Below are 16,345 nucleotides of genomic sequence, written 5' to 3'. Positions count from 1 at the left end.
TCGATGTAGGAGGTTGCCGGCACGCCTTATTGACCGTTCCGTGCACGCTTGGAACAATCCTGCGGCCTTGTGCGCAGCCGCATCCGGCCTGGGCGTATTGGCTTTATTGTTGCCGTCGCGACCAAGGCCGCTCGAGCGGGCGATGCGGCCCAAACCGGCCGGCGGCATGGATTTACGCAAACCGGGCTAAATCCGTCGACGATGAGCGGGGTTAGTCCGTCTCGTTCTGAAGTTGCCGAGAACGTCGGTTGCTACACCGTCAGGCGATCAGCGAGAATATGGCCGCAAGGACCCTATGTTGCTCACCATCAGGGATTTAACGTGACAGTGTCTCACTCGCGACGGGTTAGCACACTGTATAGTCCGGTCTTCTTCAGCGGCTGAGGATCGCAGAAAGTTGTTTGCGCACAACAGTGCGTGCTGCGTAAATCGACGAACAAGTGCTGCGGTTGCATCATCGCGGCGTGTTTCGTGAGGGCGTCTGGACCGACCTTTCGTAGCGATCTTCATTCCCTCTCGTAGCCCGTCATCTCGAGATAGCCCTTGCCCGGGTGCGTGCCGGTGACCTGAACCGGACCTTCCCAATAGGGAATGCTCAGATCCATCCATGCCTTAGGGTTGAGCGCGCCGACGTTGACGTCGAGCGCACGGTCCTGCAAGGTGAGCCGCCAGCGCGTCGGGACGTCACGCCCCTCCACCCGGCTCGTCTCAAGCGGGGTCGCGACGAGATTGCCGTCGCCGTAGGGCGTCGCGCCACCGTCCGCCGCGATCCAGGTGGCGGAGGTGAAGCTGCCGCCGTCGGCATCGCGCAAGCTGAAACCCATCATCTTCTCGCCCGTGTCGAAGGAGAGCGAGAACCAGTCCCAGCCGGACTGGTCGTCCGCCAGCGGCTGCGACGACCATTCGCGATCAAGCCACGCGGCGCCGTGCACGGGCACCTCGCCTCCAGGCAGCGTGAGCGTTCCCTCCACGGTGTAGAACGGCTGGGAATAGTAATAGCTCGCCTGCCCCTGCGCGGACTTGGCCGAATAGCCCCGGTCGCCGTGGAAAACCAGCGGGCCTTCCGCCTGCATCGCGATGTCGTAGGCGAAATCCTCGCCCGTCGCCGTGATCCTCAGGCGGTCCAGGCTGTCGCCCGCCATCTTCCAGTCGTCTATCCAGGCCGCGAACGGCGCGGCTGTCACGCCCGCCTGGCCGGTGCCGCCGCGCGCGAAACGCTCCGTGGCGAAGTGCGCGGAGGCGCTGGTGACGGCCGCATGGCCGAACCACACCTGCGGGCTCTCCCAGCCCTCGGCCTCGCCCGCCGCCAGCGCCGAGCGGAACAAGGTCCATTGCAGGCCGTAATCCGCGCCGTCGGGTGCGGTCAGAATCGCCGTCAGGTACCACCACTCGATCCGGTAGTCCGGATGGTCTCCATGATCGCGCGGAAACTCGAACCGCTTACCCGGTTCCGGAACCGTAAAACCTTCGGCGTCCGTGCCAAGGCCGGCAAAACCCTGGGCGACGGCGTTGCCGGCGCCCAGCAGCAGGAAGATGACCACCCTAGCGTTCATTGGCGAAGATCCTCAGCAGCGCAGCCGGTTCCATGCCCGCCAGCCGCCACGCCGGCCAGAACGCGGCAAGCAGCGCGGCGACGAGCGCGAAGAGCATCAGGCGGGCGTACTCGCCGGGAAACAGGTACATCGGCAGGCGCCAGCCGAACGCCTCGACATTTACGATGGCGAGCAGCACCCAGGCAAGCGCCAGGCCCAGCGGCAGGGCCAGCACGGCGGTGACGGCGGCGAGCAGGACAGTGCGCAGGACCTCAAGCGCGGCGAGCCGCCGCTGCGTCGTTCCCATCGCCCACAGGGGCGCCATCTGCGGCAGCCGCATCGCCGCCAGCGTGAGTAGGCTCATCAGGATCGCGAAGGCGGCGACCGCCAGCGTCAGCACGTTCAGCGCCCCGGTTACGGAGAAAGTGCGCTCGAACACCGACAACGAGAACGCCTTGAGCGCCGCCTGGTCGACGATGCGCGCGGGCGACAGGCCGGCCTGCTCGACCAGAGCCCGGCGCAAGCCTTCCGGATGGCCGGTGCGCACGCCGTAGCGGCTCGGCAACACGCCGGGGAAAGTCTCGCGGAACTGCGCCTCGCCGACGATGGCCTGGCCGATCGGGTTGCCGTAGTCGCCGACGACGCCCGCGACCGGAAGCGACAGCCCGGCGCCGAGTGCGAGCCTATCGCCCACTTGCAAGCCGGCGCGGCGGAAAAGCTGCTCGTTGACGACGACCGCCCTGCCTTGTTCGACCTCGTCCCAGACGGCGGGAACCGCGTCGAGGAAGCGCCAGTTCTCGCGATATGTGTAGCTGACACGCGCGCCGAAAATCTCCGCCGGCACGCCGGCGAGCGTCGCATCGACCGACATGACCGGCAGCACGGCGTCCGCGCGCGCTTCGAGGAAACGTTCCAGGGCGGCGTGGTCCGCGACCGTCTCGGCATCGAGGTAGAGTTCGGCGGACAGGCGCTGGTCGAGAAAACCGACGAAGGTCAGGCGGAAGCTCGAGACCATGGTGGAGACACCGACATTCGCGGCCATGGCGAGCAGCAGCGCCATGAGCGCGAGCCCGAGGCCGGGCAGTTGCTGGCGCGTGTCGCCCCAGAACCATTGCGCAAGTGCGCCGCGGGCCATTCCTTCGCAAAGGCGCAGGATCGCCGCCAGGCAGGGCGGCAGCGCAAGTGCCGCGCCCAGCAGAAGGCAGGCGAGCAGCGCGAAGCCGGCGGCCAGCCCGACTCCGGCGACGGCCAGCACGCCCGCTGCCGCGAGCAGCACAAGCGCGCCCGCGGTCTGTAAAGTTCGCGTCCGTCCCGAAGCAACGGCCCAGGCGCGTCCGCCGGCGCTTGCCAGGACAGGCATCCGTGCCAGCCGCAGCAGCGCGCTGGCAGAGGCGAGCAGTGCGCCGCCGAGCGCCATGGCCATTCCCGAAAGCCACCATGCCGGGCGGATCTGCAGCGTGCCGGCTACGTCGGCGCCGTAGAGGCCCCGGATCGTCGCGGCCACGTCCGGCAGCAGGAATGCTGCGACGAGATAACCGAGCGCGATGCCGAGCGCGCCGGCCAGCACCGCCAGCACGACAAGCTCCAGCACCATCAGGACGATCAGACGGCGCAGCGGCACGCCGAGCGCGCGCAGCGTGCGGACCATGCCGCGCCGCTGCTCAAAGGCCAGGCCAATCGCGCCGTGGACGATAAAGATGCCGACCGCGAAGCTGAGGAAGCCGAAGGCCGTCAGGTTGAGGTGGAAGCTGTCGGTGAGCCGGCCGACATCGCTCGCGCCGTCCGCGCGCTGGAGCACGAGGTCCGGCGCGACCTCGGCCAGCGGCCGTTGCCGCAGCGGCTGCTCCGGCAGGACGATCAGGCGGCTGATGCGCCCGGGGCGGTCGAGCAGCGCCTGGACGACGCCGATGTCGGCAAGCACGGTGCCCGGCGCAACCGCCTGATCGGTCAGAACCGGGTTCGGCAGGTTCGCGGCGAGCAGCGCCGCCGTCTCCGGGCCGGCGACCAGCGTGTCCGTGCGCAGGAAGCGGTCGAGATCGGCGCGCCCCATCACCGTGCTCGCGGCCGAGCCCGGCGGCACGGTCAGCGGATCGACGCCGACCAGCGTCACCGTGGCGCCGCCGACGCGCAGCCGTCCTTCCGCCACCGGGCTGACGAGCCAGCCGGCGCGGCGCAGCGCGACGAACAGCTCCTGGGACACGGAATCTCCCTCGCGCGGCACCAGCTGGTCGAACCGGCCCTCGGCCAGTGTGGCGGCGGCCGCATCGTAGCTCGCGCGTGCCTCGGCGTTGATCGCCTGCACGCCCGACCACAGGGCGGTGGCCAGCGCGAGGCCCAGCACCAGCGTCAGCAACTGGAGCAGGTTGCGCCGCCAGTGCGAGGCCAGCGCCGACAGGACCGCACCGGTCATGCGAGGCGGCCCTGGCTGAGATGCGCCCGCCGGCTGAGCCGAGCCGCAAGGCGCGGGGAGTGCGTGACCATCAGGAGCGCCGCGCCGGTCTCCGCCACAAGCGCGAGGAATTGCTCCATCACCTCGTCGGCGGTCGCCTCGTCGAGGTTCCCTGTCGGTTCGTCGGCGAGGATCAGCTTCGGCCGGGCCGCGAGCGCGCGGGCGATCGCCACGCGCTGCTGCTGGCCGCCGGAAAGCTGCTCGGGATATTTCCGCAATTGCGGCTCGAGGCCGAGCGCACCGGCGAGCCGCGAAAGCTCCGCCGGTTCAGGCGTGCCGCTGAGGCGCGCTTGGAAGGCGATGTTGGCGGCGACGTCCAGGGAGGGGATGAGGTTGAACTGCTGGAAGACGATGGCGACAGCGCTTCGCCTGAGGCTCGCGCGGCCGCTGTCGTCGAGCGCGGTGACCTCGTGCCCGTCGAGCAGGACGCGTCCGCCGTCGGCCGCGTCCAGCCCTGCCACCAGATGCAGCAGCGTGCTCTTACCCGAGCCGGACTCGCCGGTCAGGGCCAGAGTCTCGCCGCCATCGAGCGAGAGCGTCACGCCGCGCAGAACGGGAATCGGGCCGTCCGGGCCAAGATAGGATTTCCGCAGGTCTTCGATCGAAAGCAACATGTAACCAAGCTATCGCATGCTGCGAAAAGTAGAAGGCCGAGGTGCAAGTGATGGATGGCCGAAATCCCGGTGGGCTGAAATCGCCGAGGAGGAACTTGACGACGAGTTGCGGTTTCTGCACGGAGATATCTATCGTTGGCGGCGCCGAGCCGCTTTTGCAACCGCTTTCAGCGATAGATCGCTTCGCTGCGTCTCGGCCGTGAACCGGCGCATGCTCATGTGGTCGATCATGCGCTGGCGAGGAGGGCCGACCGATGCCGCGCGAATAGGAAGGGTGTTCATCACAGGGCGCCGCATACCGCGAAGCTGCCGCACATCCCGCGCGAGCGGGTTCGTTCGATCACCGATCCGCACCCCAAAATAACGGCGCGCTGAAAGCGGAAAATGATTACCAGTTAAGCGGGTCCGAAAGCAGTACGGCGATTCTCGAGGCCTCGCGTTGCTTAGCTGCTGATCCGCGGTCTTGCGGTAGGTTAGTGCGCCAATTTGTGGTAGCCGGTGAGTTTGATAAGTGAAAGAGGACGTACCGTGAGCGAGCCGACCGTGACTGAGGCAACCGACAACATTTATGCATCGCTCCAATCGGACAATGCTGACATCGACGAACATATTGCGACCCTCAAGCTCGCACTGGCCCGGGAAGGCGCCAAAGAAGCCGTTTTCGATCCGACCAAGCTGGCACAGAACAACCGTTCGGGACGCAAGATGATGCAGGCCTATTTTCGGCAGCGCGGTGTGAGCGTCAAGTTTTCAGCCCAGTAGGTCCACCCCGGTGTGGAGCGTTTTGCTGTGAATCCGCTGCTATCTATGGGAGTGTTCTAGCGCCGTCGGTTCTGGCGAAAGCGGTACCACAGACCACCGCTCAAACGGTGCGGAAAGTCGGCTTTCTGATTTACCATTGTAAGATACTGACAGCAGCCGACCGGCCTTGGACGTCCTACGATGCCGTGAACGAGGCGCGTGGAAGCAGTGAGATCGGTCGCGCCGTCCTCGTTATGCGATACGATGGATCGTCGAGGACATCGAGTTTCCATCAAGGTGGAGGGTCGCAACTGTTATCGGAAGACTGAAGCGTCTGGGGCCGGCGCTTCCGGGGTTCAGATAGAAGACGCCGTCGACCGTTTCTGTGTTGGCTCGGTGCGAATGCCCAGAAATTACGACATCGTAGCCATTCGTCGCGGGATCGAACGAGAGATCGTTGCGATCATGGATGACGAAGAAGCGTCGGCCCAGCAGTGTTACGAAAGCCGTTTCAGGGAAAGCGCGCGCCCAATCCGCGACGTCGACATTGCCGCGAATGGCGGTGACGGGAGCGATCTCGGTAAGGCGGGAGACGATCTCCGGCTTGCCGATGTCGCCAGCGTGGACGATGTGCTGCACGCCTTGGATCATCGACAAGGCCTCGGGGCGAAGCAGGCCGTGCGTATCCGAAATCACCCCGATCACCGGCATTGAAAGAGCTGCTCCTCGGTCGGCCGAATAAGGTTGCTTCGCTCGCGGGCCGCGCCTTCACGTGCCGCAGAAGGTTCGGTAGCCCGCCGCGGGCGCTGGCGGAAGGCCGGCATAATCGGCGAACTGCGCCCGATCCTCGAAGGGCGAGGCCAGCGCTTCGTTCAAGCGTTCGAAGGGGGCCAGGTCGCCGGCCATCGCGGCGGCAAGCGCTTCCTCGACGAAGTGGTTGCGCGGAATGATCGCCGGGTTCACCGCATCCATCGCAACGCGACGTTCACCCGGCTCTCTCGGCTCGGTGGCGAGGCGCGCACGCCAGCGAGCCGCCCAGCCGTCGTAAGCGGTTGGATCCGCAAAGAGGGCGCGCATCGTCTCGTCGGCCTGTTCGCTTTCCGCCGCTTTGCCGAGACTGCGGAAGGTCACGGTGAAGTCCGCCTTCTGCTCGGCCATACGCCCAAGAAGATCCCCGATCAAGGCGGCATCGTCCGTGTGCGGTGTCTGCAAGCCGATCTTCGCCCGGAAGCCGTCGACATAAGCGGTGTTGAACACGTTCGCAAAGCCGGCGAGGACGTCTTGTGCGACCTCGATGGCTTTGTTTTCGTCCGGATCGAGATGAAGAAGCAGACATTCGGCGAGACGCACCAGATTCCAGTTCGCAATGCCGGGCTGGTTGCCATAGGCATAACGCCCGTTCCGGTCGATCGAGGAGAAAACGGTCGTGGGATCGTAAGCGTCGAGGAAGGCGCAGGGACCGTAGTCGATCGTCTCCCCGGCGATCGACATGTTGTCGGTGTTCATGACGCCATGCACGAAGCCGATTTGCATCCAGCGCGCTACGAGCGTCGCCTGGCGGGCGCACACGCCTTCGAGAAGGGCGCTGTAGGGATTGGGAGCGCCCGCAGCCTCGGGGTAGTGCCTCTCGATCACATGATCGGCCAGACGGGCGACCGCGGCATCGTCGCCTCGCGCGGCGAAGAACTGGAACGTGCCGATACGAACATGGCTGGAGGCGACACGGGTGAGAACAGCGCCCGGCAAGGGCGTTTCCCGGTAGACCGGCTCGCCCGTGGTAACCGCGGCCAGCGCCCGCGTGGTTGGGATCCCAAGCGCGGCCATGGCCTCGCTGACAAGGTACTCACGCAAGACCGGGCCGAGCGCGGCCCGTCCATCGCCGCTGCGCGAGAACGCGGTCGGGCCGGCCCCCTTCAGTTGAATATCGCGGCGCCCGCCATGCCGGTCGACGACCTCGCCGAGAAGGATCGCACGCCCGTCGCCCAGTTGCGGCACGAAGTTTCCGAACTGGTGCCCGGCATAGGCGGCCGCGATGGGCTCGGCTCCAAGCGGCAGACGGTTGCCCGCAAGGATCTCGGCGCCTTCAGGATTGTCCAGGACATCCGCGTCGAGCCCAAGCTCTTCGGCGAGCGGCCGGTTCAGCTTCACCAGATGCGGCGCGGCGACGGGTGTCGGCACGGTGCGCCGATGGAAAACGGCGCCAAGGCGCGCATAGGTGTTGTCGAAGGGAAAATGCACCGTCATCCGTTCCATCGCTCCAACCTTACCATCAGGCTGCCGGATCCTGACCACAAGGTAGACAGGTGGCATCGCCGATGGCGGATTTCGAGGGCCATGTCCGACGGGTGACTCGTTTGCTTGAGCCCGTTACAGGGGTACGAGAGCGGCAGAGCCATCCGGCCGGGACAGAATATCCGCCAGTGCCTGGCGCATCGCGTCGTGAAATGCCGGCATGTTGTAGATATCGTTATGCCCGGCGCCGCCGATGGTCTGGAAAGAGACGAGATTGGGAATAGCGCGCCGAAGAGCCTCGGCACGCGGGGCCCGGATGATCGTGTCGTGTTCACCGGTGATGAGTGCGACAGGGGCCTGGACTGTTCTTAATTCCTCAGCCGGATCCATTCGATGTCGCAGCAGGAGGCCGACGGGCAGCCAGGGGTAATGGTCTGACGCGACTGCAGTGAGTGAATCGAAGGGGCTAACCAGAATCGCGCCCTCGAGCGGACGGCGTGCAAGAAGCGCGGCGGCCACTCCGGCACCGATGCTGAAACCCATGGCGACGACAGGTCCTTTCCCGAACCGAGTCTCGACGAAATCGTAGATCAGAGGCCCATCCTGAAGAAGCGTGGCGGCGCTTGGCCGACCTTCGCTCGGAGCATAGCCGCGATAGTGGAAAGCCACGACATCGGCCTCTGGGTAGAGGCCATGGAGAAACCGCGCCACTTCATCGGCATTCCAGGCATTGCCACCAAAACCGAGAATGATCGGGCTTGCCTCATCCGTCACGACCGCCGGAATGTACGTACCGTAAAGACGGTCTCCGTTTGGCGCCGAAAGCTCAAGCCGTTCAGCCCCGGCGGATAACGGTTGGGCCGGCGGAATCATCCGCGTCGGGAACATCAGTCCGGTCTGCGCAAAATAGACGACCGTCAGGATGACGCCGTAGATCAGGATCGGGATCAGAAGGAGCTTCAACCACATGGAACCGATCTACCGCGGATCGGTGACAAAGTGTATGACGGGCCACTCGCCAATCGCCGATTTCATGCCCCGCCCAGCGGATAGCTGCCCTTCGGCAAGCGGCCTCAAATCGACATATGACGGCGTCTAGGCGGCTCCCGAAAGCCGCCGTTCGATCCAAAGCTGTGCATCTTGGAAAAGCGCCTGTGCAGCGAAAGGTGACAATGAGATAGGCTATGTGCGACCTATCTCAACGTTCGGACGAACACCCTCGCATGCCTTTCCGATTCATTCACACTGCCGATCTTCACCTCGATTCCCCATTGCGCTCGCTCGCGATGCGCAACAGTGACCTGGCCGAGTTGATTGGCGACGCGACGCGTCAGGCCCTGATCGCGATCGTCGATCTCTGCATCGACGAGCGCGTCGATGCTCTTATCATCGCCGGTGATCTATATGACGGCGATCAGACGTCGATGAAAACCGCCCGGTTTCTGGCCAGCCAGATGCTGCGGCTGCACGAAGCCGATATCAGTACCTTCATCATCCGGGGCAATCACGATGCCCTGTCGCGGATCACTCAGGAACTGATCCTACCACCATCGGTGACCGTGTTCGGGGGCCGTTCGCACGCCGTCGACCTTGCCCGAGGAGATCTCGCTCTCTCGATTCATGGCCTGAGCTTTGCCAAGCCGCAGGCTCCGGAAAGCCTCCTCGATAAATATCATCGCCCTGCCCCCGATACGGTCAATATCGGCATCATGCATACGAGCTTGGCCGGCGCGTCCGGGCACGACCCCTATGCCCCATGCAGAGCATCAGACCTCCATGGCTGGGGCTTCGATTATTGGGCCCTGGGGCATATCCATGTTCGCGCCCAGCATGCTGGCGATCGCACGGTGATCATGCCGGGCATGCCACAGGGCCGGGACATCAATGAAGCCGGTGAAAAGACCGTGACGCTCGTGACGGTCAATGATGATCGCAGCCTCACCCTCGAGGAATATCCGACCAGCGTCGCCCAGTTCGAACGGGTCTCGATCGATCTTTCCTCCGCTGAGACATGGCGGGATGCAGCCGAACTCATCGAGGAAGGCATGGGTGTGGCTCGCGACCGGACACGCTCGGCGCATCTTGTCGGCCGCCTTAAATTGACTGGCGCAACGCCGTTGTCTTGGCAGTTGCGCCGCGATCGCGATCTGCTGTTGGCGGAGATCGAACAGCGCGCCGAGGGTCTCGGCAAGATCTGGATCGAGAAGATCGAGATCGCCACCACAGTGCCGGTGAGCGCCCCGGTGGGAACCGCTACCGCCGACCCGGTCCTGGAACTCGGCGAGCTGATGCGCAGCGATATCATTCACCAGCATGGTGTTCGCGAGGCCGTGCGTGATCTGGTCAAGGAACTGCGCGATGATATGCCACCGGAGGCACGCGGTTTCAGCGGCGATGACGAAGCAGCGTTCGAAGCACTGATCGACCAGTTGCTAACGGAAGGCAGCGAGGACATGCTGGCACGGCTGAAGCCGGAAGCGTCGGAGATCAGCTGATGCGTCTGCGCCGGCTCGATCTAACCCGCTACGGCAAGTTCACCGACTACTCGATCGACTTCGGAGAACACGACGCTGGCACGCCGGACCTGCACATCGTCTACGGCTTGAACGAAGCGGGCAAATCCACCTCGCTGTCAGCCTATCTTGACCTGCTGTTCGGGATCGAAGAGCGCACGCGATATGGTTTCTTGCATCAAGGTAAGGCGATGGAGATCGGCGCCTGCCTCGAATTTGACGGGCAGGCGCATGAATTCAAGCGCGTCAAGCAGCGCAGCAACTCGCTGCTAGACGCACATGGCCAGCCGGTCAACGAGGCCATCCTGAGCGTCCCGCTCGCCGGGCTGACGCGCGACGCCTATCGCATGATGTTCTCGCTCGACGATCAGACGCTGGAAGATGGCGGCAACGCCATTCTGGAAAGCAAGGGCGATCTGGGGGAGTTGCTGTTTTCGGCAAGCGCCGGCCTCGCCGGCATCAGTTCCATTCTCGAGGCCGCAATCGCTGAGGCCGACGGCATTTTCCGCAAGCGTGCCAGCTCGACAAAGATCGCCGGCCTCAAACGCCAGATCGCGGATCTCAAATCGCAGCGCGATGACATCGACATCCAGGCCTCGGCCTACCGGACGCTGACGACGGCGCTCGAGCAGGCTGAAGCCGCCTATGACGCCGTCATGAAGGAAATCGGGACGGCAAAGGCCCGCCACGACGAGATCGAACGTGTTCTGCGAGCCCACCCGCTAGCGGCCGACTATCGCCGGGCTGACGAACAGCTTTCCGACTGTGCGGACCTGCCCCATCCACCTGCCGAGTGGGCGTCCGCACTTCCGGACCTGATTGTCGAAGAGACAAGGCTTCAAACGGAGCTGACGGGCATCAAGCAGCGCGAGCAGAAGGTCCGGGAGGAGCTGGAAGGGCTCGTGGTTGAAAACAGTCTGCTTGAGATGACGGATCAGCTCGATCAGCTGTCGGACGCAGCCGCACGCTATGCGACCGCACAGGAGGACCTGCCGAAGCGAAAGCAGGCGCTGTCGGAATCCAACCGCAAGGTCGATCTCATCCTCGCAACGCTCGGACAGACGAATGTCGGGGATCCGAAATCGCTGCTGATACCGGCGGCGACGATCGGGGCGCTGCGGGATCTGATCAGCGCGAGATCCGGCGTCGACGTCGCACGGCACTCTGCTGAAAAGGAGTTTGAGGCAGCCCGGCAGGCTTTCGAGAAAGAGCAGCGTGACCGGCTGGCGCTCGATGGCCACGGAGCCTCGATCGATGCTGGCAAGATAGCCCAGCTTCAGTCGGTGCTGCGCCGCATGCGCGACAGCAACCTTGTCGCCGAAGTCAGACTTGCCGAGCGCGCTGTCCCCGCCAAGCGCCAGGCCTTCGACGATGCCAAGACCGAACTGCACCCATGGGCCGGTGACGGCGACGCTCTCCGACGCATCTTGCCGCCCGCGACCGATCGGGTTGAATCCTGGAAGTCGACTCACAGCGAATTGGAGAAGCGTCGCTCGCAGACCGTCGAGCGGGAACGAGAGCTCTCGACGAAGCAGGAGGAAGATGCCGCACGTCTGGCCGCACTCCGCGACGCGATCGACATCATGGATGATGAGGAGGCCAAGGCAGCCCTTCGGGAACGGGATGAGGCCTGGGCGCAGCATCGGTCGGTCCTCGACCGGGAAACGGCCGATCGCTTCGAAACCCGCATGCGAACGACCGATGCAGCCGCGGCCGCACGTCTGAACAACGCCAGGCAACTCGAGGAGCTGCGTTCCCTGACCGCCGGGATGGCAGTAGACAGGGCAAGCGTCGACCGGCAACGCCAGTTGCTGCGCGGGCTCGATGATGAACTGCAGACATTGCGAGGCGAGATCAGGACCGAAACGCCAGTGGAAATCGATCTGGATGCCGATACGTCCGTCGCGTCATGGCTGACAAGGATCGGCCGATGGGTTGAAGTCCGCGCTTTGGCGCTGACCGCGTGGGATGATCTGCGCCTTGCCTTGAGGGACGCCGAAGACGCCAAAACTACGCTCGCAAGGGAGCAGGATACGCTGGCAACGACCCTGATCGGCGTCGGGATTGATGTCGAACATCTGAACGTGGCGGCCCTGGTGCAGGCAGCCGACACCATCCTGGTGGACCATGCTGCCATGCAGACCAGGCTGCAGGACTCCCTGAAGCGCGTCGGTGAATTGGAAGCGGCCGCGGTTCGACGGAAAGCGGAGCTCGACGAAGCCGTCACTGTATCCAATGCGTGGCAGACAGATTGGTCGACCGCCCTCGAAAGCACCTGGTTTGAGGGGGAAGGAAAAGTCGGCGCCATCCGTGAGCTGCTCGACGCGCTCGCCGGCCTCCCCGAAGCCTTGCGCGAGAAAGATGATCTGCTTCATCGCATCGACTCCATGGAGGCCGACCGGAAGTCCTTCGTGGAAGCGGTTGCCCAGTTGCATGACGCATTCGCCGAGACATTCGACGACAGTGCGCCGCTTGCCGCCGCCAGGGCCCTCCTCCGGCGACGGGAGGAAGCAAGACAGGTCGAAGGGAAGCGTCAGGAACGGGACCAAAGCCTTGTCGACCTAGCGACAGAACGCGAGCGGTTGGACGGCGAGATTGCGATCCATGCCGCGGGCAAGACGGAACTGACCGACTTCTTCCAGACGGGGACCCTTGCGGATGTTCGACAAGCTCTCGAGCGCTGCCGCAAAAGGGACGAGCTGGTCGAGCAGCAGAGCAAACTGGAACGGCAGATCGTCGGTGACATGCAGTTGCCATCGCTGGACTCTGCCATGGCCAGTCTCGCCAATACCGACCTGGCAGAACTGCAGCGGGAGCAGGCCGAGCTTGTTACGCGACTTGATGATCTCGACGCACGATCAAAGAACCTGTTCGCCGACAAGGCGCGGGCAACCGATCGCCTGACCGCCATCGGCGGCGATGATTCCGTTGCCCGCCTGGAGGCGAACCGGCGCACCTTGCTTCTGGAAATCGAGGATCTGGCGCTGCGCTATCTTCGCCTCAGGAGCGGAAGTCTGATCGCAGAGCACGGCATCCGCGCCTATCGGGACAGACACCGCAGCGCGATGATGAACCGGGCCTCCGAAGCGTTCCGTCTGATCACACGCGACGAATACACCGGCCTGGCCACGCGGCCCAACAAGGATCGTGAAGCGCTCATCGGTCTGTCACGACATGGCGGCTCCAAGCTCGCAATCGAGATGTCCAAGGGCACGCAGTTCCAGTTGTACCTGGCGCTGCGCCTGGCCGGGTACGAAGAGTTCGCGACGGCGCGACCGTCGGTCCCCTTCATCGCCGACGACATCATGGAGACCTTCGACGAACCGCGCTCGGAGGAGGTGTTCCGGCTATTCGGGCAGATGGCTCAGGTCGGACAGGTGGTTTACCTGACCCACCATCGGCATATTTGCGAGATCGCTGCGACGGTTGTGCCGACGGTGAAAATTCACGAGATAGTGTAGGGCGATCTCTGATGTATATTGAGAAACTCAGGATCAAGAACTTTAAGTGCTTTGAAGGCTGGTTCGAGGTTGATCTTAACCAAGGCGTTAATATAATTGTGGGCAACAACGAGGCTGGTAAATCTACGCTTCTCGAAGCCATCCATCTCTGCCTTACCGGCATTCTGAACGGAAGGTACCTGCGCAACGAACTTTCACCCTACTTATTTAACCGACACGTTGAGCGTGAATACCTGAATAGTATCGGAACGCCCCATCCACTACCCCCGCCGGATATCCAAATCGAGTTGTTCCTCTCCGGTGATAAGGAAGTGATGGAAGAATTGCGCGGAAATAAAAACTCCGAGAAGAACGACAATCGTTCTGGACTCCTTTTCTCGATTGAGTTCGATAAAAAGTATGACGGCCCCTATACCGAGCTCCTGAAGACCAAGGAGATCAACTCGATTCCTCTCGAATTCTATCAGGTCCAGTGGTGGGAGTTTTCCCGCCAGCCCGCGACAGCGCGAACCATTCCAATCAAATCCGCACTGATCGATTCAACGAGCACCCGCGTACAGGGCGGCTCGGATATGTACATCTCGCGTATCGTCAAGGAATTTCTTGATGAGAAGGAGCGTGTCGCGATCTCTCAGGCGCATCGGAAGCTCAAGGATGCCTTCAAAAACGATGACCATGTGGACTCGATAAACAAAAGGCTGGCGGAAGCGGCCAAGATTAGTCGAAAAAATGTGAGCATCTCCGTGGATATGTCATCTCACAATGCGTGGGAAAGCAGTCTTATGACCTATATTGACGGGGTCCCGTTCCACCATATCGGTAAAGGAGAGCAATGTATTATCAAGACGAGGCTCGCGCTTAGCAGCAAGAAGCTCAGAGAGGCGACCGTCTTGCTGATTGAAGAACCGGAAAATCATCTCTCGCATTCCAAGCTCAACCAGCTCCTCAGTGACATCAGCACCGACAACAGCGGGAAGCAGGTCATTATTACTACGCATAGCAGCTTCGTCGCGAACAAGCTGGGTCTGGACCATCTCATACTGCTGCGGGAAGCGCACGTGACGCGCGTCAAGGATCTCAGGGCCAGCGACTTCTTTCACAAGCTTCCCGGGTACGACACTTTGCGTCTCGTATTGGCGAAGAAATCGATCCTCGTAGAAGGAGATTGTGACGAGTTGATCGTCCAGCGGGCCTACATGGACGCCAATAGTGGGAGATTGCCGATCGATGACGAAATTGATGTCATATCGGTGGGCACCGCTTTCCTACGCTTCCTTGAGTTGGCGAAGGCTCTGAAAATCCCCGTCGTCGTGGCAACGGACAATGATGGCAATGTCGATAAGCTGAAAAAGAAATACGCGGATTACGAAGGCATCGACCACATCAAAATCCGCTATGACCCTGTTATCGATACAGGCACCCTGATCGTAGGCGGCAAGCCCTTCAACTATAATACGCTTGAGCCAAAGCTCCTTAAGGCGAACAGCGTTGACGCTTTCAACCTTCTCTTCGGCACCGATCACAAGGTCGACGAGCTTCATAAATACATGTTGCGGAAAAAGACCGATTGCGCGCTAGCGATCTTCTCGGCGCCGACCAAAATCACCTATCCGCAATATATCCTCGACGCGATCGCTCCATGACGGGGCCGAACAAGCTGGTCATCGCGGCGGCCGGATCGGGAAAAACGACCTATCTTGTGAGGCGGGCACTTGCTGTTCAGGACAGGCGTGTGCTTATCACAACTTACACGGAATCGAACGAAGAAGAGATCCGCCGCAAATTCTTCGAGATTTACGGTTCGGTCCCAGGCAACGTCCATATCCGGACATGGTTCAGCCTTTTGATCGAGCATGGCGTCAAACCATTCCAGGGCCGACTCTTCGATTGGGACGTCACAGGCATGCTGCTTGATGCGAAGCGATCCGGACTACGTTATAAAAATGCCAAGGGCTTCCCCGTCTACTGGGGTGAAACTGAATTCCAGCGTTACTATTTTGACCGCCGTAATCGTGTCTATTCCGACAAATTGGCCAAGCTGGTCATACGCTGCAACAAGGAGTCCGCCGGCGCGGTATTCGAGCGATTTTCCCGCATCTACCCATACATTTTTGTCGATGAGGTGCAGGACCTTGCCGGTTACGACCTCGATATCCTGATGGCGTTATTCAATAGCCCTTCCGATGTCGTTCTGGTCGGTGACCCGCGGCAGGTGACCTACGTCACCCATCTGGAAGCCCGTTATGAGAAATACAGGAACGGTGGAATAGCGGATTTCATCCGCGACACCCTGCCAAAGAAACTTGCATGCGAAATCGATGTGACCAGCCTGGCCAGTTCGCACCGCAACAGCGCGGCGATATGTGCGCTTTCGTCGAAACTCTATCCCGCAATGGCGGCGACTGCGGCCTGCAACTGTGCAGATTGCCGGAAGCCGGTCCCGGAAGATGCCGGACTTCATATTGTCCGTCGCAAGGACCTACCTCGCTATATCGAAGCCGGCCGACCGGTACAGCTTCGCTGGGGTGCCAATGTCAAAGTCGCGTCTGCTGATCTGCCGACGCTCAATTTTGGACGCGCCAAAGGGCTCGGGTTTGATCGCATCCTGATCTACCCCACGGCACGTATGGTGTCGTGGCTCATGAACCCGCAAATCAAGCTAGAAGGCGAGACCCGTGCTAAGCTGTATGTCGCATTGACGCGCGCTCGTCACGTCGTTGCTGTTGTCCATGATATCCCTCATGGCCAGAGCATCCCTGGTTTCTCGATCTATGATTGATTGCGAACGAACTTGACTTCGTCA

11 protein-coding genes are annotated in these 16,345 nt (G+C 62.3%); 5 read left to right on the top strand and 6 right to left on the bottom strand.

Annotated elements, in window-relative coordinates; genetic code table 11:
• Positions 1-506: 506 nt before the first annotated feature.
• Genes ACT6QU_RS12605 through ACT6QU_RS12595 form a run of 3 tightly spaced genes read right to left on the bottom strand, consistent with a single transcriptional unit; the run spans position 507 to position 4,595 of the window.
• Complete coding sequence (locus ACT6QU_RS12605) at positions 507-1,553, bottom strand: lipocalin-like domain-containing protein (RefSeq protein ID WP_444836924.1); 1,047 nt, start codon at positions 1,551-1,553, stop codon at positions 507-509.
• The gene (locus ACT6QU_RS12600) at positions 1,543-3,942 is read right to left on the bottom strand and encodes an FtsX-like permease family protein (protein WP_444836923.1); all 2,400 of its coding nucleotides are present in this window, start codon (positions 3,940-3,942) and stop codon (positions 1,543-1,545) included. The genes ACT6QU_RS12605 and ACT6QU_RS12600 overlap by 11 nt, the downstream gene beginning before the upstream one ends.
• A complete protein-coding gene (locus tag ACT6QU_RS12595) occupies positions 3,939-4,595 on the bottom strand; it encodes an ABC transporter ATP-binding protein (RefSeq protein ID WP_444836922.1) in 657 nt (218 codons plus the stop codon). Before ACT6QU_RS12595 ends, ACT6QU_RS12600 begins: the two co-directional genes overlap by 4 nt.
• A gap of 528 nt (positions 4,596-5,123) precedes the next feature.
• Here ACT6QU_RS12595 and ACT6QU_RS12590 point away from each other — a divergent pair.
• On the top strand, positions 5,124-5,357 hold the full coding sequence (locus ACT6QU_RS12590; RefSeq protein ID WP_444836921.1) for a hypothetical protein: 234 nt from the start codon (positions 5,124-5,126) through the stop codon (positions 5,355-5,357).
• Between the two features lie 231 nt (positions 5,358-5,588).
• On the opposite strand, the gene ACT6QU_RS12585 is transcribed toward ACT6QU_RS12590, so the two are convergent.
• The 3 genes from ACT6QU_RS12585 to ACT6QU_RS12575 all read right to left on the bottom strand — a co-directional run bounded on the left by ACT6QU_RS12585 (position 5,589) and on the right by ACT6QU_RS12575 (position 8,537).
• A complete protein-coding gene (locus ACT6QU_RS12585; RefSeq protein ID WP_444836920.1) occupies positions 5,589-6,047 on the bottom strand; it encodes a metallophosphoesterase family protein in 459 nt (152 codons plus the stop codon).
• 57 nt (positions 6,048-6,104) lie between these two features.
• Positions 6,105-7,580, bottom strand: a complete 1,476-nt coding sequence (locus ACT6QU_RS12580) for a protein adenylyltransferase SelO (protein ID WP_444836976.1) — start codon at positions 7,578-7,580, stop codon at positions 6,105-6,107.
• A 123-nt stretch (positions 7,581-7,703) separates the two neighbouring features.
• Complete coding sequence (locus ACT6QU_RS12575; protein WP_444836919.1) at positions 7,704-8,537, bottom strand: alpha/beta hydrolase; 834 nt, start codon at positions 8,535-8,537, stop codon at positions 7,704-7,706.
• Positions 8,538-8,791: 254 nt separating this feature from the next.
• On the opposite strand from ACT6QU_RS12575, the gene ACT6QU_RS12570 reads away from it, so the two are divergent.
• The 4 genes from ACT6QU_RS12570 to ACT6QU_RS12555 are packed head-to-tail and all read left to right on the top strand — an operon-like array spanning position 8,792 to position 16,321.
• Positions 8,792-10,063, top strand: coding sequence for a metallophosphoesterase family protein (locus ACT6QU_RS12570; RefSeq protein WP_444836918.1), 1,272 nt, complete (start codon positions 8,792-8,794; stop codon positions 10,061-10,063).
• Positions 10,063-13,542 carry an AAA family ATPase gene (locus tag ACT6QU_RS12565; RefSeq protein WP_444836917.1) on the top strand — a complete coding sequence of 1,160 codons (3,480 nt, stop codon included), beginning with the start codon at positions 10,063-10,065 and terminating at the stop codon, positions 13,540-13,542. Before ACT6QU_RS12570 ends, ACT6QU_RS12565 begins: the two co-directional genes overlap by 1 nt.
• Before the next feature lie 11 nt (positions 13,543-13,553).
• A complete protein-coding gene (locus tag ACT6QU_RS12560; protein WP_444836916.1) occupies positions 13,554-15,185 on the top strand; it encodes an ATP-dependent nuclease in 1,632 nt (543 codons plus the stop codon).
• Positions 15,182-16,321, top strand: coding sequence for a UvrD-helicase domain-containing protein (locus tag ACT6QU_RS12555; protein ID WP_444836915.1), 1,140 nt, complete (start codon positions 15,182-15,184; stop codon positions 16,319-16,321). The genes ACT6QU_RS12560 and ACT6QU_RS12555 overlap by 4 nt, the downstream gene beginning before the upstream one ends.
• Positions 16,322-16,345 lie beyond the last annotated feature (24 nt).

The sequence above is a fragment of the Aliihoeflea sp. genome, assembly GCF_052435475.1.
Lineage (GTDB): Bacteria > Pseudomonadota > Alphaproteobacteria > Rhizobiales > Rhizobiaceae > Aliihoeflea.
The sequence above is the reverse complement of the archived record's forward strand: the minus strand, read 5'-3'. Positions and strand labels throughout refer to the sequence as shown.

Bases quoted from the DNA above. Each gene is read 5' to 3' on its own strand.
- ACT6QU_RS12605 (WP_444836924.1), bottom strand. From the start codon at position 1,553: ATGAACGCTAGGGTGGTCATCTTCCTGCTGCTGGGCGCCGGCAACGCC.
- ACT6QU_RS12600 (WP_444836923.1), bottom strand. From the start codon at position 3,942: ATGACCGGTGCGGTCCTGTCGGCGCTGGCCTCGCACTGGCGGCGCAAC.
- ACT6QU_RS12595 (WP_444836922.1), bottom strand. From the start codon at position 4,595: ATGTTGCTTTCGATCGAAGACCTGCGGAAATCCTATCTTGGCCCGGAC.
- ACT6QU_RS12585 (WP_444836920.1), bottom strand. From the start codon at position 6,047: ATGCCGGTGATCGGGGTGATTTCGGATACGCACGGCCTGCTTCGCCCC.
- ACT6QU_RS12580 (WP_444836976.1), bottom strand. From the start codon at position 7,580: ATGACGGTGCATTTTCCCTTCGACAACACCTATGCGCGCCTTGGCGCC.
- ACT6QU_RS12575 (WP_444836919.1), bottom strand. From the start codon at position 8,537: ATGTGGTTGAAGCTCCTTCTGATCCCGATCCTGATCTACGGCGTCATC.
- ACT6QU_RS12570 (WP_444836918.1), top strand. From the start codon at position 8,792: ATGCCTTTCCGATTCATTCACACTGCCGATCTTCACCTCGATTCCCCA.
- ACT6QU_RS12565 (WP_444836917.1), top strand. From the start codon at position 10,063: ATGCGTCTGCGCCGGCTCGATCTAACCCGCTACGGCAAGTTCACCGAC.
- ACT6QU_RS12560 (WP_444836916.1), top strand. From the start codon at position 13,554: ATGTATATTGAGAAACTCAGGATCAAGAACTTTAAGTGCTTTGAAGGC.
- ACT6QU_RS12555 (WP_444836915.1), top strand. From the start codon at position 15,182: ATGACGGGGCCGAACAAGCTGGTCATCGCGGCGGCCGGATCGGGAAAA.